Source organism: Paenibacillus sp. Soil750 (assembly GCF_001428045.1).
GTDB lineage: Bacteria > Bacillota > Bacilli > Paenibacillales > NBRC-103111 > Paenibacillus_E > Paenibacillus_E allorhizoplanae.
The window spans coordinates 746675-766554 of record NZ_LMSD01000012.1 but is presented as its reverse complement, the minus strand read 5'-3'; the positions used below and the strand labels follow the sequence as shown (position 1 = coordinate 766554).

The 19880-nt window shown below is 42.7% G+C and carries 13 protein-coding genes; 12 read left to right on the top strand and 1 reads right to left on the bottom strand.

The window, feature by feature from the left end:
- Positions 1-10 precede the first annotated feature (10 nt).
- The 4 genes from ASL11_RS15350 to ASL11_RS15335 all read left to right on the top strand — a co-directional run bounded on the left by ASL11_RS15350 (position 11) and on the right by ASL11_RS15335 (position 6765).
- Positions 11-1768, top strand: a complete 1758-nt coding sequence (locus ASL11_RS15350; RefSeq protein ID WP_056615765.1) for a cache domain-containing sensor histidine kinase — start codon at positions 11-13, stop codon at positions 1766-1768.
- On the top strand, positions 1765-3255 hold the full coding sequence (locus ASL11_RS15345) for a response regulator transcription factor (RefSeq protein ID WP_056615754.1): 1491 nt from the start codon (positions 1765-1767) through the stop codon (positions 3253-3255). Before ASL11_RS15350 ends, ASL11_RS15345 begins: the two co-directional genes overlap by 4 nt.
- A gap of 1136 nt (positions 3256-4391) precedes the next feature.
- Complete coding sequence (locus ASL11_RS15340; protein WP_162261647.1) at positions 4392-4967, top strand: S-layer homology domain-containing protein; 576 nt, start codon at positions 4392-4394, stop codon at positions 4965-4967.
- A gap of 280 nt (positions 4968-5247) precedes the next feature.
- Positions 5248-6765, top strand: coding sequence for a family 43 glycosylhydrolase (locus ASL11_RS15335; protein ID WP_056615749.1), 1518 nt, complete (start codon positions 5248-5250; stop codon positions 6763-6765).
- 129 nt (positions 6766-6894) lie between these two features.
- On the opposite strand, the gene ASL11_RS15330 is transcribed toward ASL11_RS15335, so the two are convergent.
- Complete coding sequence (locus ASL11_RS15330; protein ID WP_056615746.1) at positions 6895-7629, bottom strand: hypothetical protein; 735 nt, start codon at positions 7627-7629, stop codon at positions 6895-6897.
- A gap of 435 nt (positions 7630-8064) precedes the next feature.
- Here ASL11_RS15330 and ASL11_RS15325 point away from each other — a divergent pair, with 435 nt between their 5' ends.
- The 8 genes from ASL11_RS15325 (at position 8065) to ASL11_RS15290 (ending at position 19879) form a co-directional block, all read left to right on the top strand.
- The gene (locus tag ASL11_RS15325) at positions 8065-8346 is read left to right on the top strand and encodes a hypothetical protein (RefSeq protein ID WP_157256933.1); all 282 of its coding nucleotides are present in this window, start codon (positions 8065-8067) and stop codon (positions 8344-8346) included.
- Positions 8343-10859 (top strand): CBM96 family carbohydrate-binding protein, encoded by a 2517-nt coding sequence (locus ASL11_RS15320; RefSeq protein ID WP_056615740.1) that lies wholly within the window; start codon positions 8343-8345, stop codon positions 10857-10859. Before ASL11_RS15325 ends, ASL11_RS15320 begins: the two co-directional genes overlap by 4 nt.
- A gap of 337 nt (positions 10860-11196) precedes the next feature.
- Positions 11197-11859: a rhamnogalacturonan acetylesterase gene (locus ASL11_RS15315; RefSeq protein WP_056617125.1), complete on the top strand. Its 663-nt coding sequence runs from the start codon at positions 11197-11199 to the stop codon at positions 11857-11859.
- A 277-nt stretch (positions 11860-12136) separates the two neighbouring features.
- Complete coding sequence (locus ASL11_RS15310; RefSeq protein WP_056615737.1) at positions 12137-14188, top strand: beta-galactosidase; 2052 nt, start codon at positions 12137-12139, stop codon at positions 14186-14188.
- A 53-nt stretch (positions 14189-14241) separates the two neighbouring features.
- A complete protein-coding gene (locus ASL11_RS15305) occupies positions 14242-15135 on the top strand; it encodes an ABC transporter permease (protein WP_056615734.1) in 894 nt (297 codons plus the stop codon).
- A 3-nt stretch (positions 15136-15138) separates the two neighbouring features.
- The gene (locus ASL11_RS15300; protein ID WP_056615732.1) at positions 15139-16032 is read left to right on the top strand and encodes a carbohydrate ABC transporter permease; all 894 of its coding nucleotides are present in this window, start codon (positions 15139-15141) and stop codon (positions 16030-16032) included.
- Between the two features lie 61 nt (positions 16033-16093).
- Positions 16094-17773 carry a hypothetical protein gene (locus ASL11_RS15295; protein WP_235550477.1) on the top strand — a complete coding sequence of 560 codons (1680 nt, stop codon included), beginning with the start codon at positions 16094-16096 and terminating at the stop codon, positions 17771-17773.
- A gap of 333 nt (positions 17774-18106) precedes the next feature.
- A complete protein-coding gene (locus tag ASL11_RS15290) occupies positions 18107-19879 on the top strand; it encodes a sensor histidine kinase (RefSeq protein ID WP_235550476.1) in 1773 nt (590 codons plus the stop codon).
- The last annotated feature ends 1 nt before the right edge of the window (position 19880 follow it).

The following is a 19880-nucleotide window of genomic DNA, read 5'->3' as shown; positions in this document are numbered from 1 at the left end:
GAGGAGTTTGATGAAATTTGCATACTCATTTCGGGTAAAGTTGTCTATTCTATTTTTACTGACGATTATTATTCCTACCCTGCTTATTACGATTGTTATGCCTTACTATTATAAACAAATCATTGTCCGAAACGCATTGACAGAAACGGACAGTGCGTTAGTCTCCATGAAACGTAATATGGAAATGTATTTAACGGACCTCGAGAAATTGACAATCATCCCCTATTTAAGTGAAGACGTCATGAATGCTTTGAAGCTAAAAGCAAGTCCAAGCTATGCCTCCTCAGACCTGTATACGACGTTAGTCTCCAATCGAGCTCTGTATAATACGCTTTTTACCTACATGAAAATGACGCGAGAAGATATCGTTGGAACGATGATTATTGCTAATGATGATACTATGTATGCCAGAATGGTGAATTCAACAGAAACGGTCGATCAATACCCCTATACCACTAAAGATTGGTACAAGAAAACACTGGCAGGCGACGGTCAAGTCGTATTCATTAGTCCCCATGCACAGGATTATTTGCGCAATCCGCCGGTAACTAACGTTTTTTCGGTAGCCAGGTTGATTAAGGATCCCGACACGGAAGCACATGTTGGGGTAATAATGGCAGATGCCGATACGAATGTTATGAAAAAAATTATTGGGGATATGCATTTGAATCCCAAATCGATCATTGCCATTTTAGATGACCAAAACCAACCACTTTATGCGACTTCACCTTTATCCACGGAAATTTTGGATGGAATTAAAGAGGATGTAACGAAGGTAAAAGGCAATAATGATTCGTATTTCGTCATTAAGAAAAATTTGGAGTTAGCCCATTGGAATATAGTTATATTCATCTCCAATTCGGGTATACAAGCACAATTTAAATGGGTGTATATTCTTGGCTTAGCCTTTGGAATTGGCGGGTTACTCACAACAATTATTATGTTCTTCTCTCTTTCTCGATGGATTATACGGCCATTTAAGAACATGGTTGCTTTAATGAAAAGAGTTCAAAGAGGAAACATAGACGCACAAATGGACGTCCACGGAAAAGATGAGATCGCACAAATAGGGATGGCGCTTAACTCGATGATTTCACATCTTAATGAGCTCATAGATAGAGAATATCGAGCGCAGTTAACCCTACGTAATACCGAATTAAATCTACGAAATGCAGAGTATCGATCTCTACAGGCACAGTTGCAGCCCCACTTTTTATATAATGTATTAAGTGGCTTTATCGGTCTGAATCGTTTGGGACAAAAGGATTTATTGGAGCGGTATATTGTTTCGCTCAGTCGAATGCTTCGTTATGTCCTGGATAAGAAGGATCAATCGACATTAAAAGATGAGTTTGACTTCCTAGTCAGTTACTGTAACTTGCAAAAGATGAGGTTTTCCCGAAAAGGGTTTGATTTTTCGATGGAATTAGACCCCGCATTAGGGAATTTATTGTTCCCGAAGTTGCTACTGCAGCCACTTGTTGAGAATTCAATCCTACATGGCATTGAACCCATAAATCGCGCTTGTTCGCTAGTAGTATCAGCTTCAATGCACATAGAGAATGATATTGCCTATGTGGTTATTGTGGTAAAGGATGATGGCGCAGGTTTTTCGAAAGAGCCTCATTCAGGGACACACGTTGGCTTAGACAACGTGCAAGAACGTCTACAACTGGTCTATCAACAGGCAACATTCGCCATTCACAGTGAGCAGGATGTTGGTACTCAAGCAACCCTTCAAATCCCATTAAAGGAGATGACAGCATGAGGATTGTTATTGCGGATGATGAATATCTGATTCAAGAAAGTCTCATTAGCATGATTTCGGAGCTTTCACAGACATGGAACATTGTTGGAACTGCATCGGACGGCAGAGAAATGATGGAGCTCATCCGGAATGAGCAGCCTGATTTGGCTATTGTGGATATTAAGATGCCTTATTTATCTGGCATTGAGGCTATTCAATTAATCAGAAACGAGTATCCGAAGATGAAATGGATCGTGTTGACGGGATACTCGGAATTCTCATTTGCACAAGATGCCATTCGGCTTGGAGCTTCCAATTACTTGTTAAAACCTGTAGATCAGGCAGAGTTAGCTTTATCACTTTCCGATATTGAACTTGCTTTGCTTACACAGAACGATGGAATGAACGTGAAGTTTGGGTCAAGGATGACAGATATTTGCCATGGGCTAGTCGTGGATGATGGGTTAGAAGATTCGGCTGAGCAGAAAATTACGGATTTTCATTTGTTCGTATTTTACGTGGATAGTGGCTTGGAAGAATCATTGAAATCCAGCAGGTTGAGCTCTTTTTATAAACAGATGCGGGAGCGAATCGGGAGCAGGCTGCAAGGACATTCGAAAATTCGATATTCCTTTATTTTTCTACCTAGTGGTGAATTGGCTTTGATTACTGAGAGTAATGAGCCGAATATCACTCGCTTAATGGGTAAAGTCGCACTAGATATGGAACAGGTGATGCAGGAGGCTGTAATCGGTAATGAATTTTGTTTAACTATGCTGACAGCACAATGTCACTCCTATTCAGGTGTGAAGGAGCAGTTGGATGGTTTGCAGCGTGTATCTGTTATGCGGATCGGCTATGGGATGAATCGAAGATGGCATTTGCAAGACTGGGTGAAGGGCACCGATGAAGAGCATTTACAACTATGTAAATGTGTAGAGAAGCTGGTCAAGCATTACGAGGAAAGCTCTTATGCACTGTATATTAATGCAATTAGTGAATGTAGAGAACGGTTTGAAAAGATGTGTCACGATCAGCAGCATAGAAAGGTAAAAAGCATGATCAGTCAATACTTGAGCTCGACCATCGGTTGCCGTTTGGATGTCAAAGAAACTGCTGACGTATGGATCAAACAACTGAAAGAGCATGGTCAACTTCTTCTATCTGTACATATTCCTAAAATGCAGAGGCCTCAGGATACCGTCCAGCAAACGCTTCTTTTCATTGAGAAGAGCTATATGAATGAGATTAGTATCCTACAAATCGCAGATGAGCTGAAGGTAACGCCAAACTACTTAAGCACAATATTTCATAAGAAAATGGGAACAACGTTTATTAAATATTTGACCAATATCCGATTGAAGAAGTCTCAAGAATTATTGAAAGACCCTCATGTACAAGTTCAGAAAGTTGCAGAAATGGTCGGATATTCAAATCCGCGTTACTTTGCAAAGCTGTTTACTGACCAGTATGGATGCAATCCTAGTGATTATAGGCGAACTCTTTAGTAAAAGGCGATTGTTTCTCAGATTCAAATCGACGAAGCTGGCATTTCAATCCTTATCATTAATTCGAATTCTATGCAGATAACTCGGGATCAGCATATTATTTGAAAGCATAGCAGTAATCTGTTACACGGCTTTTTACTTTGGAAAAAAATACGTACATAACCCGCTGTAGGATAAACCTATAAAAAACATCCGATCTAATCCCAAAACATCCGTTCTAATCCCCAGTACGAGACAAGTGAAAAAAGAAAAAAACGCAAACCCTTACCATTGTCGGTTGACAAGAACATTGTCAGAATGAAGTCCGCAAAATCCGCGGGCTTTTTTAGTTATCGGATCAAGTTCTTGTCAAGTGACGCCAACTCGCGATTGAGTAGATTCTCAGCCACCTGTTGCGGTGTAGAATTTTTTTATGGAATCGTAATTGAAGTAATCTCAGTATATCGAGTCAATTATGTGTGAACATACGTGGATGATAGAAGAGACTAGGCAGCGATAAGTGCCAAAGTTCTAAGCATAATGATAGAAATCTAATAGATGTCACATGGATGGCCGTCCTTTTCACATATAAAATGTATATTATAAATCTTTATAATTAATTTCCATACCACCGACACCAAAAAGGTGACTATGAATCTTTTACAGCGCTGCGATGAAAGATGGCTACACCTGTTTAAAAGAGCATGAGAAGTTCTTTATTCGTCAGTTAAAGAAATCAAAATATACTGCGAGGGAAAGCATAACGAAAAAAAGATGCCGGTGAAGTCTCTAGAGTGGCTATGGTCGGATATGACAGGAAACAGGTATTGGAGATTTCCGGTGAGCCATTTTTCTTTAATGGCATTCAGATCCGTATCGACAAGATAAAGGTTCACCGTTGTGAATGCACAGATTCGGTGGATGGATGTCCAACCAGATCAATCTTACATGGCTACTGAAACTACTTACATTGCGGATGGGAATTATCGGTCTTTGAATTTTTCTAACAGCAGTACCATCCAGACGGGATTCGGTCAAGAACATTCTTTTTCGCAATCCTTAGCCTATGTAAAATTTGATTTTAACTGCTTCAGTTAAGGCAAATGGTTACGTTTAAACCAAATCATTTTAGCAAATATGTGGCGTACCATTCCACAGTGTATTTTAAGGATATGGACGGATATGCATGGGCTGGTGAAGGCATTCTGGGGTTAGCTTCTCGTGAAATTATTGATGGTAGAAGCGAGGGCTATTATGTACCGGAAGGTCAGGTGACAAGAGCGGAGTTTGTAAAACTCCTTGTACAGCTTTTCGACCTAGAAGATATGACAGCTACTGCTGCTTTTTCGGACGTTGTGCAGGATTCTTGGTATTATAGCTCCATTGCTTCCGCCCAGAAATCAGGCTTAGTACAAGGTAAGGATAATGGAACTTTTGGGGTAAACGACGAAATCAGTCGTGAAGATATGGCTGTGCTTATTTTCCGCGTCTCCAAGCTGTTAGGAATAGCAAATGGCATACCTTTAAGCACGTACAACATAACAACTAGATTTCAAGATTTAGATATTGTTTCCGTCTATGCGAGAGATGCTGTCTCAGCGTTACAGCAATCAGGTCTAATGAACGGAACGAAAGAGGGTTATTTTGCTCCTAAGAACCCATCTACTAGAGCACAAGCTGCAACTGTCTTGTATAGATTGTTTCAAAGCATTAACGATAGCACTAGTGATTAACTGCTCCAACCATAGCTTTGGGTGATTTTGTCACGCAGTGGGAGACAGTAAAAACCAAGAGCAACTACAATAAGAGAACAGGTTTACAAATATTATATACATAAATACTTAATATCCCAACACCTCTGTCGAATGCATCCAAAAATTCTGACAGAGGTGTTTTATTTTTGCACATTCTCCTTAAGGGGGTGATCGAATGATTTAGTTAAGGTGAATTAATTGCTTTAAGTGTGTACCTCAAGTCTGATTTTAAAACTAATATTCGAAAGGATGATCCGAAATGAAAAATGGCTTTAAACGTTTATCTAAGTTCCCTGTCTTTCTATTACTTTTTGCTTTGGTAATATGCTTTGGGGTAACGCCAGCTAGCGCTGCCAGTCAGAAGCTTACGAATGATGTTTTTTGGAAAGATACTGCAGGTAATCCGATCTATTCGCAGGGAGGCGGTGTACTTAAAGTTGGGAATACGTATTACTGGTATGGGGTTAAGTATAATGGTGCCGTGACGTACTATAATAATCCGACATCCTTAAACAGTGATAGTAGCTTTAATGCAATTACCTGTTATTCATCTACTGATTTGGTGCATTGGAAATTTGAAGGTAATGTCGTTACTGCAGCAACAGATGGATCGACATGGGATGCAGATTGGATAGGTCGAGTTGGTGTGGCTTATAACAGTAACACACAGAAGTACGTATTAGTAACTCAATACCAAGGACCAAATGGTAAAGGAACTGCTTTTGCCACAAGTAGTACACCTACGGGGACTTTTACTTATAATAGTCTGCAGCCTATTATTACTAATGTAATAAATGAAAGAACTGGAGATCAATCTGTTTTCATTGATGACGATGGCAAAGCTTATTTGGTTTATAGTAATAGAGCGGGTCGTGCTAATATTTATATCTCAGCACTGCGTCCATCTGATTATTTAAACGTTGAACCGGCAACACAGATCTTAAATGTTCCAGCAGGTCGAGAAGGTAACGCTATGTTCAAGTATAACGGCGTTTATTATGTCTGCGGCTCTGAATTGCATGGATGGAATGCTTCGAAGACCTACTGTATTTCCTCTACGAACATTTATGGGCCATATTCGAGTGAGTTTGTCATGGGTAATACGGATAAAGACTTCTCACATGTTACGCAAACTGGATTGTTCGTTAGTGTGCAGGGTACTTCTGGCACTACCATCTTATTTGGCGGTGATCGTTGGAGTAATTTAGCGGGCAACGGTATCGGCTACAACCAATGGATGCCGCTTTCTTTTAACGGTACGACCCCGAGTATGAATTCTTTAAGTGAATTCAATTTAGATGCGGCCGCTGGAACATGGAGTGTAGGTAGCGGAAACAACTATGCATTGAATCCAAGTTATGAAGCTGATCGCGTTGCTCAAAATTCATTGGCAGGATGGACGACATGGACGAATGCAACAACCAATCCGAATGCCAATGCATTAGGCGGTCACTCAGGAAGATGGTCAGCTAAGCAGTCAGGGACAGCGGCTTATAGTGCTACCCGTTATCAAGATTTAACGAATTTGCCAAACGGAACCTATACCTTAAAGGCATGGGTAAAAAGTAGTGGAGGACAGTCTACTGCATACATATATGTCAGCAACTATGGCGGATCTGAGCTCAGATATAATGTTAATTCAGCAATAAGCAGCTGGACTCAAATTACAATTCCGAATATTAATGTAACGAACGGTAAAGCACGTATTGCACTATACTCTGTAGCAAATGCAGGAAATTGGGTCAATGTGGACGATTGGTCCCTGGTTAAAAACTAAACTATTTGAAATACAAACTCTAAGAACACCAATAGACAATGGAGTTAACACCAGGTTTTGATGTTATTAAGGAACAAGATCGTTACTCGGAACGCCTGTTATATATTTATGGGCGTTCCCTGTTTATGGCTAAAAATCTAGATTAATAGTAAGAAATAAGTTTGTTAATTTTAGAGTAGCCCAGGTACAGTGAGAATAAGAGGTGATGAAAAGATTTTGGGAGCATCCGTGTTTCACCATTGATAAAAGCGTTTTAAAATAAAAAGGAGGCAATAGAATGAGTAAAGGGGTTTTCAAAAAGGTTATATTTTCTTTATTGGCGGGTGTAATGGCATTCAAGGGTTCAACATAATCTAGTTTTGATCCATATTTAGTAATAACTTTTTTGATAATATCTTGATATACACTCCAGTCTTTTGGAACTCCTTTAGCGGTACCACTATAAGTAAGCCAAGGTGGAGCATAAAACATATTTAACATTGTAGTTATACCGTTTGCCTTCGCAAAATCAACCCACTGCAGTCCAGTCCAATCCCACGTATTTGGATCTTGTACATTATTTACATTATTTTTGTAATCCGCGAGGGTGATGTTGCTGGGCAGGAGAGTGTCCATATGGATCGTGCCTCGTTGATACTTCAAACCTGCACCTTTCAGTTTGGGATAAATATTTGAGTTATGTTCTGGACTAGGTTCATTGGAACCGCCAAATAACAATGGACTATCTGAACTGTTTGTTGCGGTTGTGTAGTTAAAAGTTACTGTTACGGCTGCATAGGCAGTTTGGAATGTTCCGATTATTGTAGTAGTGACGATTAAAAGAGACATTGCAATTAAAAATGATTTCAATGTTTTGGATTTCAAAATTTTCGCACTCCCTTCATAATAAAGCCGTTTTCATTTGTAAAGTGCCAAAGTTCTAAGCATAATGATAGAAATCTAATAGATGTCACATGGATGGCCGTTCTTTTCACATATAAAATGTATATTATAAATCTTTATAATTAATTTCCATACCACCGACACCAAAAAGGTGACTATGAATCTTTTACAGCKCTGCGATGAAAGATGGCTACACCTGTTTAAAAGAGCATGAGAAGTTCCATATTCGTCAGTTAAAGAAATTAAAATATACTGCGAGGGAAAGCATATGGTTGAATCACGAAAAAAAGATGCCGGTAAAGTCTCTAGAGTGGCTATGGTCGGATATGACAGGAAACAGGTATTGGAGATTTCCGGTGAGCCATTTTTCTTTAATGGCATTCAGATCCGTATCGACAAGATAAAAAAGTCTCTAGAGTGGCTATGGTCGGATATGACAGGAAACAGGTATTGGAGATTTCCGGTGAGCCATTTTTCTTTAATGGCATTCAGATCCGTATCGACAAGATAAAGGATATATATAAGTATACCGACGACGAGATCAAACATCTCTTCCAGGTTGCGAAGCAGGACGGGTTCACCGTTGTGAATGCACAGATTCGGTGGATGGATGTCCAACCAGATCAATCTTACATGGCTACTGAAACTACTTACATTGCGGATGGGAATTATCGGTTTAAGTATGAGAAACAAATTTGAACGACGAGATCAAACATCTCTTCCAGGTTGCGAAGCAGGACGGGTTCACCGTTGTGAATGCACAGATTCGGTGGATGGATGTCCAACCAGATCAATCTTACATGGCTACTGAAACTACTTACATTGCGGATGGGAATTATCGATCTTTAAATTTTTCTAACAGCAAAACCATCCAGACGGGATTCGGTCAAGAACATTCTTTTTCGCAATCCTTAGCCTATGTAAAATTTGATTTTAACTGCTTCAGTCAAGGCAAATTAGCTGGCGCGAAGATCAGGGTATTTGTCACCGAGGCGATGGCACAGGGCCATTCCATAAAGCTGTACGGAATTGAAGACGATTCTTGGGATGCTTCGACACTCACATGGGAAAATGCTTCAAACAATCAGGGGTATGCGATTAGTGAGGCGCATGAGGTCACCAAATCACCTTCCTATGATCTTGTAAAGGACGTTTTTTATTATGACTTCAATGTGACCGAATTTATCAATTCGTACTGTCTGGGAGATAAAAAGGCGAGCTTTATCTTGCAGTCAGAAACCAGTAACCCTCAGGATGGGCAAACGATTCAGATTGATGGTGCGGATGGTGCTCACCCGCCACAGCTGATTCTTTCAATTGATCAAGTTTATGATTGGGACTACCTTGATAAAGTGATAGGGTGGGCGGAGGATGCGGGTTTGAAGCTGGAGATATTGTGGTTTGGCACCGATACTTGCAGCCTCAGTATAGATAACCGTGTCCCCTATTATGTCTTTCACCAATACCAGAAAGCCTTGACTGACAAAGCCGATGGCAGACAGCTGTTAGAAGATATCCCGTTCTTTAGGAAAAATAAGGATCCAATGTACGGGGTATACCATCACCTCATGTGTAAGAATGATCCTAGCCTGCGTGAGCGAGAAAGTACCGTAGTTAAGGCCATGTTCGACCATATTGCGGATTATAACGTCAAGCATGGTTACCAAAACACAGTGATTGGCTGTCAGGTTTCGAATGAACCTGCTGTTAGTTTACTGCATGGGGGACGCAGAGTAAACAGCAGGGGTGAGCTAGTTCTCTATTGTCAGTGTGATAATTGCATGGAAGCTTTATCAGCTGCGGGGAACGACTTGCAGACCTACTATGAAGAAACCATGTGGAGGTACAACAACTCGATTGCCACAGCAGTCAAAGAATCTAGGTATTCGGTATGGGCACGCGTGAATAATTTCCATGTCCCGGACGCGACCGGTGTACACCTTAATGAAATAAAGAGAAGCACTACCGGAACCAACATAGACTTTATCGGGTTGGATGTGTACTCGGATGTTCCTAAGACTTTGTTCACCTACGGTCATGCCCCTATTACCTACATCGATCCTTTGCATCCTGGAAAAGTTCCAAACTATGCCGTAGGGAACAATTTGGTGATGAACATGGAAAACGGGGGGAGCGGCATCCACAAAGAGAGGCATGGCGATGATGGGCACAGTATAGGTACCCCGAAATATGCCAATCTCGATCGGTTACTCCTAGCCTCGCTAGCAGGTGGGGGCTTCCTGAACGTATATGACCTTTGTAGTCCAGACGAATTGGGTTTGTATGAAAATACAGAGGACCACATACCGATGCCAATCAATCCGGATGCTGTGGATAGGCTCAGGAAGACGCAGCTTATGTTAAATAAATTAGCCCATGATTTGGCGACGAAACAAGCGGACGGGGCTGGTGGCACTATGCTAAAATTCTTTAATCCAATATCGGATTTGGAGAAAAGCTCTGTTACCAAAAGTTTTAGGAAAAGCATACGTTCACTAGAGGTAATGTACACGACAAAGGACAATGGTGTAGGAATTGCTGTTGAAAGAGGGGAAAAAGAAATTGCGTTAGTCAGTACGACCGCGTCGGATTTTAGGTTGCAGGAACTGGCTAGGCATGGCGTATTTTCTATCACCCAAGGCTTCTATAATGCTGACAACAGGTGGATTGGCTCGGGCATAGCAGACTATGAGATTATCGGTGATGATGTTATTGTACACATGCCTGCCTATGGCTGTGTGCAAGTTCTAACCACGACCTTAATACCGGCAGTTGACACTTATCTCTATGAAGCGGAAGGTCTCCCTTATGATTTTTCCGGGAAGGCAAAAAATGAAATAGGGGAAGAAGGTGGGCATGGAGGACATTGGCTGAAAATTTCTTCGATGTCAGAAGGAATGTTTGGGGTAAACGATTTTATTACCTTCACGGTGCATGTCCCTTCCAATGCTTCGAAGTATGAAATTGTGACAGGCTACAGAAGTGCTGTGGCAAACGGTACTGTACAGCTTTCAATTGACGGTGAAGAGTATGGCAGCTCAGTCGATATGTATACTACGATACCCGCCTTCAAACAGGCGTCTGCCGGAATTGTAAGTTTTAGTCATTCGGGAGAGAAAAAATTCAAATACACAGTAATTGGCAAGAATGCTATGAGCACCGACTATCAATTGGGTTTTGATTACATTGAATTGATCCCTGTCATTGATTAGGTTCCAAAATGATACGGCTGTCGGCAAAATTAGGAGAAGTAGTTTCGAATATTTAATCCAAGCAGGCGCCTTGGCGTCTGCCTTTTTTCTGTGAGAGTCGCTAATGCGCATATGTTCGCACTCATGAGGCTAGGACGCCTAAGATCTGCACGAACCTCTCTTGGCACACTGAAATATGGGAAAAAACAACAAGATGCCCGGGCTTCAACGTTTTTCGAAGCCTGTTCAAGAAGCTATTTATAAGGGAATACTGTTAAGCCCCTTTGTGTGTCGGGGTTGCGGCGGGGAAACCATGATTGTTTTTGTTTACACCCAAATGGAGGGGAATGAATCGATAATGAAACAAACACTTTACTTGGCAGGAGACTCAACAATGGCAGATTATCCATCTAAATCGTATCCTATGCAAGGTTGGGGCAACAAGCTGCATTTATTTATTCCCGATTCAGTCAGTGTTGTCAATAAGGCCATGTGTGGAAGAAACTCCAAGAGCTTTATCGAGGAGGGTAGGCTAGATGAAATTATATATGTGATCAGGCCGAAAGACTACTTGTTTATCCAATTCGGTCACAATGACAGTAAGGAAGATGTCGAAAGACATACGGTGCCTTGGAGCACATACCATCAATATTTGAGACAATATATCGACGAAACTAGAGCGGCAGGGGCATATCCTGTACTCATTTCACCTCTTTGCCGTAGACATTTTGACGTTGACGGTTTACTAATCAATACGCATGGGGATTATCCCCGATCAATGGAAGCATTGGCAGCTCTGGAAAATGTACCTTTCATCGATTTATGCGGCCGAAGCGCCGTCGCGTTTAAGGAAATGGGAGAAGCTAGATCGAAACAATGGCTGACGTGGCTGAGCCCGGGCGAACATCCGAACTACCCGGAAGGGATCCAAGACAATACGCATTTGAATGAACCAGGCGCGGAAGCTGTCGCTCAAATGGTGGCCGATGCCATTTTCAACTTGATGCTGAACATCAGTTGATGTCTGCAGGAGCTTAATTCTTTCTGGTCATGACATCCTGTTGCTCCGGTATTAGAGAGCGGTGTAGTTCGTCACTGCTTCTTCTCCCTGTCCATAATACCGGGATACTTTAAACATCATATGAAATTGATAGTAATCTAATCGATGTTATATTTCGTTACTTCTAATCAATCGTTAAAATATAAGGAAATGCAGTTAATCTTGATGGAACTTCCATTGGCAAGACATAAACGAATTTGAATGTCCCGATTTTATCAAATGTGAGAAGGTGCACAAGATGACTTATGGAAACAAACCAAAAATTTGGTACGGCGGTGATTATAACCCTGATCAGTGGGAGAAGCCGATCTGGGACGAGGATTTACGTATGTTTAAGCTCGCTGGTATCGATGTTGCAACACTAAACGTATTCGCATGGGCGAAAAATCAACCTGACGAGGATACGTACGATTTCGGCTGGCTTGATGAAATGATGGACAAACTTCACGCAAATGGAATCGGTGTCTGTCTCGCAACAAGCACGGCTGCACACCCCGCTTGGATGGCTCGCAAATACCCCGATGTCCTTCAAGTTGATTTTTACGGCCGCAAAAGGAAGTTCGGCGGGCGACATAACTCTTGCCCAAACAGTCCAACCTACCGCAAGTATGCAGCGCGTATGGCGGAGAAACTGGCAGAACGCTACAAGAATCATCCGGCTCTACTCATATGGCACATTAACAATGAATACGGCGGAGCGGGGAATTGTTACTGTGACAACTGTGAAGCGGCGTTTCGCAAATGGTTGAAAGTGCGGTATCGTACACTGGATGCTGTAAACCGCGCCTGGAATACAGCATTTTGGGGTCATACATTCTACGATTGGGAAGACATTGTTTTGCCGAGTGGTCTAAGTGAGGAATGGATTGGTGCGAATGGGCGAACGGAAACGAACTTCCAGGGGCTCTCACTTGATTATATTCGCTTCCATTCCGATAGCCTGCTTGAATGCTACAAGATTGAATATGAAGCAGTCAAGAAACACACGTCGAATATTCCCGTAACCACGAATTTAATGGGAGCCTTTAAAAAGCTCGACTATCATAAATGGGCTAAGTATATGGACATAGTTTCTTGGGACAGCTATCCTCGATTCAACACACCGCACAGTTACACAGCCATGATGCACGATCTGATGCGTGGATTGAAAGAGGGCCAGTCATTCATGCTGATGGAGCAGACTCCCAGTCAGCAAAACTGGCAGCCTTATAATTCGCTCAAGCGTCCGGGTGTGATGCGGTTGTGGAGCTACCAGGCGGTGGCTCGAGGTGCGGATACTATCATGTTCTTCCAGCTTCGTCGATCGATCGGGGCCTGTGAAAAATATCATGGTGCCGTCATTGAGCATGTCGGTAACGAACATACCCGTGTATTCCGCGAATGTGCACAGCTCGGCGCAGAATTAGTGAAACTTAGTGATACGCTTCTAGGTGCCAGGGTTATGGCAAAAGTTGCGATCCTATTCGATTGGGAGAACTGGTGGGCGATTGAGATGTCAAGTGGGCCGACCATCGCCCTTCGATATGTGGATGAAACGCATAAGTTCTACGACGCGCTGTACCGTTCAGGGGTTGCGGCAGACGTCGTCAGCGTGGAAGCCGATTTGTCCGGCTACGAACTTGTAATCGCACCTGTTATGTACATGGTAAAGCAAGGCATATCCGATAAGATTGAAAGATATGTTGAATCCGGTGGCACATTTATCACGACCTTTTTCAGCGGCATTGTCAATGAGAATGACCTTGTTAAAACGGGTGGATATCCAGGGGAGCTGCGGAAGTTGCTCGGGATTTGGGCGGAAGAGATTGATGCACTTCTTCCTAACCAACACAATCGAATGATTATACAAGGCGACATTCCTGGTTTCAAACCGGAATATGAATGCGGCATGCTCTGCGATCTAATTCACTCCGAGGGCGCAGAAGTCAAGGCAGTGTATGGTGAGGACTTCTATCGAGGCATGCCGGCACTTACTGTCAATAAATTTGGTGCCGGAGAAGCATGGTATATGGCAACAAGTCCGGAAGCGGCATTCCTCCAGGATTGGTTGCAGCTGCTGTGCGCTTCTCGAGATATCAAACCATTCCTTCCAACTGCACTGGAAGGGGTCGAAACGACGCTCCGGCATAAGGATGGGCAAGAATATTTATTCGTGCTGAATCATAACGCAGATGCCGTTACGATTGACCTTGGAGCACGAATCGGAATCGATCTCTTAACCGGTCGGACATGGCAAGGAAGTAATATGGAGATTGCGGGCCATGATGTGGCGATCCTAAAGTTTAATTAACAATGGGCTCGTATGATTCATCAAAAAATAATAGTCAGACAAGGAGGGGCTGTATGATCGCACGCGTATATAAATATCGCTGGCAGTACATCATGATTTTACCTGCGATTATTTTGCTTTTTCTTTTTCAGTATATTCCAATGGCTGGTATTCAGATCGCTTTCAAGAACTTTGCTATCGGGTCTTCTATGTGGGAAAGTAATTGGGTTGGTTTGGACAATTTCTCATTTGTTCATGATTCGCAATTCTGGAAAATTGTGAAGAACACTCTGTCTATTTCAATCCTGAAGTTCATTTTTGCTTTTCCGATGCCGATTATCCTGGCTCTAATGATAAATGAGGTTAGAAACTCGACCTTTAAGCGTTTCGTGCAGTCTGTCAGTTATTTACCGCACTTCTTCTCCTGGATCGTGGTAGCCTATATCCTGCAATCATTCTTAACAATGGACGGTGGAATTGTAAACGATGTTATTGGACACTTAGGAGGGAAACCTATCTTCTTCTTAGGATCAACAGACTGGTTCCGGCCTATGATCATCTCGAGTAGCTTGTGGAAAGAAGTCGGTTGGAACACAATTCTTTACTTAGCGGCGATCTCCTCAATTGATCCGCAGCTTTATGAAGCAGCGAAGGTGGAGGGAGCTGGCAAGTTTGCGCAGATTCGTCATATTACACTTCCGGGCATCTTACCAACCATAACCATCGTTTTAATACTGAGTATACCGGGATTGATAAATGTGGGGCTAGATCAGATCTATCCGCTGATGAATTCAGCGAACCAGGAGGTTGCAGATGTTCTCGATACCTATGTGCTACGGAATGGTCTCCAACAAGGTTATTTCGGTATGGCCACTGCAGTCGGATTAGTGTCTTCAATCCTGGGTCTCCTTCTCGTTGTGACGACGAATTCGATCTCCAAGAAAATCAATGACGAGGGGCTGTGGTAACCGATGAAAGTAACGGCCTTAGAACGAGTTGGACAGTGGCTAATCATTCTACTCCTAACATTGTTGTGTTTTTCTATTCTTTTTCCCTTTCTCTATATGCTGGCGATTTCGCTCAACACTGGATCGGATGCGGCAAAAGGAGGTGTATATTTCTGGCCACGAGACTTTACTTGGCTCAACTATCAAATCGTACTGGGTAACGAGTTAATCCGAAATGCCTATCGAATCACAATTGCGAGAACGGTTATAGGTACGCTTGGCGGGCTTGCAGTCACATTAGCAGCTGCATTTGGATTATCGTATAAACTTCTGCCATTCCGAAGAGTCATTCTGACTTATGTTCTCATTACCATGCTATTTCATGGCGGTCTAATTCCTTTCTACATTCAGTTGTATAAGATGGGGTTGACCAATACCTTCTGGGTTTATATCATCCCAGGTCTATTTTCGGCATGGAATATGTTCGTCATGCTGAAATTTATACAGGGTATTCCCGAAGCATTGATTGAATCGGCGGAGTTAGACGGCGCAGGTCCCATTCGGATTTTATTGCAAATCATTGTACCTCTTTCGAAACCGATGCTTGCTGCTCTCGGACTATTTACTGCCGTGGGTCATTGGAACGATTGGTTCTCCGGCGCCTTTTATGTAACCGATCAACTATTGATTCCTGTCCAGACTTTTCTGCAACAGTTACTGACAGCGCAGGACTTGTCAAGTATTATGAGCTCTAATGAAAATCAGGATCTGCTCAGACAACAATCTCTGACAAACATCACATTGATGTCGGTAAAAATGGCTACCGTCATGATCAGTGCGATTCCGATTCTTATTGTGTATCCTTTCCTGCAGAAATATTTTGCCAAAGGTGTTTTGATTGGTTCTGTGAAAGGATGACTACGGGTATAAGGCTTTATTCATATACCGATTTTGTTTATATTAAAAAAGGAGGCAGAATATGAAGGTTATCAAAAGTAGGTATAAAGGTGCAATGGCTCTGACCTTGGCAACCTCGCTGATCTTGGCAGCTGGCTGCTCAAGCAGTAGTGGAGGAGTGAATTCAAAAGCAAATAGCGCTGCTGATGGAAAAAATACGGCGGCAGGGAGTAGCTCCAACGGCTTTAAGCTTTGGTTGGGCTGGTCTGTAACGGTTAATAACGACAGCTTGGTTCAACAATATTGGAGAACTGAGGAACCTGGCGTTGATGTTCAGGTTGAAGGCACACAGGGGGACGCTCCCACTGCGCTTAACCTCAAATTGAATACAGGCGGCTTTGATGATGCGGCTCTATTCGGAAGAAATCAGGTTATTAATGACGCTATGAAGCGCTCCAATCAGATTCTGCCACTTGAGAAGTACTTCAATATGCCAGACAAATACCCGAATCTGGCAGCGATTCCAAAGATATATCTGGATCAGATGAAGGACGCTGACGGACATATATGGTCGATTCCTGGTAACTTTGATATCAATCCAACCGATCCATTTCCGAGTTGGTCCCCCAACGCATGGATGATTCGGACGGACATCTTAGAGAAAACCGGAATGACGGAGAAAGACTTGACAACGCTTAAAGGTGTGGAAACCTATTTGGAGAAGGCATCGCAGTTAAAGGATGCATCGGGCAAACCGCTTCTTCCGGCTGGTATGCTATTGGATGGAAAGGATGAGAATGTTGTTCTCTCCTCTTTCGGAGTGACAGTCGCATCTGCGGGTGGGGTTACTCCGGTACAAAAAGATGGTGACAATTTTATCTTTGAATTCGACAACCCAGGTTTTAAATCAGCTTTCAAATGGATGAATGGCTTGTATCGTAAAGGACTCATTGACCCTGAGGCTGTTACCGATAAGGTAGAACGTTATAAAGAGAAGGTCAAGACTGGCCGGTATGCCATGAATATCGGGAGTTTCTGGAATATCGATACATCCATATGGGAGAAGTTAGATGGTCCTACTGGGCCTGGTTGGTTCTATAAACCGATTCCGTTCCCTCAAGTCGATGGTGTTAAGAAACTTGGTGTGAATCAAGTCATTAATCCATATCCGCAATTCGATACGTATATCAGCAAAAATACGAAGAATTTAGATGCTATCCTTAAGTTTTATAATTATGCGTTAAATCAGAAGCCAGAGTTTCTACATGTTATTAATGAAGGACCTGTAGGTAAGTACTGGAACTGGGTTGATAAGCCTTACGGAAAGTGGAAGTTTACGGATCCTCAATACGATGCTCTTCGCAATTCGGGCGACAAGGTCAAACTAGCTCAAGTAACGCCGCAATTGGCTCAGATCACGGCTCGCAGCAAAGCTTGGTACCCTTGGTGGACTAATGTGAACGAACATGCAGGATTTGAAAAAACAGCACAATTTTCACAGCAGATTAGCAAATATGGGGCTGTCAAGATTGCGGAGAATCAAGATATTGTGAAAGCTAATACTGGTGGGGTTTGGGAAAAATACGCGCCGGAACTTAACACAGTGTATAAAGAGTACAGTGCCAAATTGTTGATGTCTAAGGACGATGCGCAATTTGAACAGGCTTATAGCGAGTTCACTTCTGCTCTCGAGAAACGCGCTCACTGGAGCGAACTTAAGAAAGAGTGGAACGAATTGTATCAAGCGATTGGCAAGAAGTAAGTAAGTGTGAAGGTTAGTTAATGAGGAGCAACCTCTTATTGGGGTTGCTCCCTTTACAATTACACGGATAGGCTAACAAAAGCGCTATGCTGCTTTCTTTAATTCGGAAAATACGAAAGCTAGACGAACGTTGGAAAAGACGGCGCAGTTGAAGGATAAAACAAGCAATCCACTTATACTGCACAATGTACTTTGCTCCAAAGGTTCAGGCTGATAAAATAGAGTAATAAATTCATGATTGAAGCAATTGCAGAGCGCCCCGTTGGTTCGGGGTGCTTCCTTTGCAGTATCTCGTCCGTGTAGTGATCCGGGCAAAAGATGGGAGAATGCTAAGTGCGACGCTTGCTAGAAAGATATATCATCCGTCTGACCCGCACCATGAATCTTCGCGGCAAAATCGTCGTATTATACGGGCTGGTCGTGTTCGTTCCTACGTTTATCCTGGGGGGAGGTGCCGGATATTTGGCTCTTCAGAACGTCAGGACCAACTACATGCTTACGATTGATGAAGCCGTTCGGCAAACCACGCAGAGCATTGACTTCAGGAAACAAAGCTACGATCTTCTTGCCACCCGGACCGGGACGGACGGTGAACTGGTTTCCAGGTTGGCTCGAACCTATGAAAATATGTCGGATCAGCTTGAAACCGTTAATTATGTAAATCGTTCCTTTCAGGTCACAAGCCAGTACTTACCCGGGATCGCAGATTTCCGGATTTATCATGACAACCCTACACTTGTGCAAGACGGAGGTTTGTTGTGGAAGCCAACTGACCGCTCATTGAGGGGGATGAACGAGATGACCTGGTATCAAAGCGTCATTTCTTCACCGCTTACATTACAATGGTCATATATTCCGGGGAACACCGTTCAACTGATCGCATCTCATAGAATAACGAATGCTACCGGTTATGTTTTTGGTGCTATCTATATGCTCTTAGATTATGACAGTGTCTTTGGCAAATTGATGGATCATCCCTTTAACGGTTCCGGAAGATTGTATCTTTTGGACGAGTCAGATCGGATTGTCGCAGCCTCAGATCGTACGCTAATCGGTCAGCCGGTAACGGCTACCTCGTTGTCGAAGCTATGGAAGTATAGTGATGGAACCCAGAGTGTTTCCGATGATGGAAAATATTTTGCAGTCCAACGTATAAGTGGAAATTGGAAAGTCGCTGCTCTTATTGAGATGCGTCAGATGGAAAAAGAGTCAGCAATGACCGTATACAGCATTGTTGCAATCACTGTATTCTTCCTTTCCCTCTCTACGTTCCTTATCTTGATCGTCCTGAAGAACGTCGTTCGGCGTATTCGCAAGTTGGGTGACAAGATGAGTGATATCGCCGAAGGAGACTTCGAAGTTTCCGTATGGAGCCGGAATAGCGACGAGATTGGTGAACTGGAAGTTATGTTTAATCAAATGGCTGGACGACTTGGGAGTCTGGTCGAGATGTTAAGCAGTGCAAAAATAAAAGAGAAAGAATCGTCGTTTCAGGCACTGCAAGCGCAGATCAATCCCCATTTTATCTATAATTCACTTAGTTTGCTTCAATGGCGGGCTCTTGATCAAGGGGATCAGATTCAAGTTGAGGCCATTCAGTCCTTGACTACATTTTACCGGTTTGCACTAGATAACAAGTCAAATGTAACGTTAATTAAGAATGAGTTGGAGCATGTAAGAGCCTATCTTGATATTCAACAACTCCGTTATCCGGGGAATGTTCAAACCGATTGGAAAGTAAACGAGGAGACCTTAGAGTTGTATTCCATTAAAATGATTTTGCAGCCGATCGTTGAGAATGCATATATCCATGGGCGAATCTTTACTCGTCCCAACGCCTGTATTGTCATTCAAATCAAGAAAAATGATACTACGGTTCAATTTCAAGTCAAAGATAATGGGATTGGCATGAGTCCTGATACCCTCTCACGCATAAATAATGGTGAGAAAGCAGGATCGGGCAATGGTTTCGGGCTTTTGAACATACGAGAACGACTACGGTTGTATTTCGGAGACGCCGGTCGACTAATCATCGAAAGTGCTCCTGAGGTAGGAACGGTGGTCACGATTGAACTGCCTATTTATACGGAAAAGCCTCACATTTAAC

Bases quoted from the DNA above. Each gene is read 5' to 3' on its own strand.
- ASL11_RS15350 (WP_056615765.1), top strand. From the start codon at position 11: ATGAAATTTGCATACTCATTTCGGGTAAAGTTGTCTATTCTATTTTTA.
- ASL11_RS15295 (WP_235550477.1), top strand. From the start codon at position 16,094: ATGAAGGTTATCAAAAGTAGGTATAAAGGTGCAATGGCTCTGACCTTG.
- ASL11_RS15335 (WP_056615749.1), top strand. From the start codon at position 5,248: ATGAAAAATGGCTTTAAACGTTTATCTAAGTTCCCTGTCTTTCTATTA.
- ASL11_RS15315 (WP_056617125.1), top strand. From the start codon at position 11,197: ATGAAACAAACACTTTACTTGGCAGGAGACTCAACAATGGCAGATTAT.
- ASL11_RS15305 (WP_056615734.1), top strand. From the start codon at position 14,242: ATGATCGCACGCGTATATAAATATCGCTGGCAGTACATCATGATTTTA.
- ASL11_RS15310 (WP_056615737.1), top strand. From the start codon at position 12,137: ATGACTTATGGAAACAAACCAAAAATTTGGTACGGCGGTGATTATAAC.
- ASL11_RS15345 (WP_056615754.1), top strand. From the start codon at position 1,765: ATGAGGATTGTTATTGCGGATGATGAATATCTGATTCAAGAAAGTCTC.
- ASL11_RS15300 (WP_056615732.1), top strand. From the start codon at position 15,139: ATGAAAGTAACGGCCTTAGAACGAGTTGGACAGTGGCTAATCATTCTA.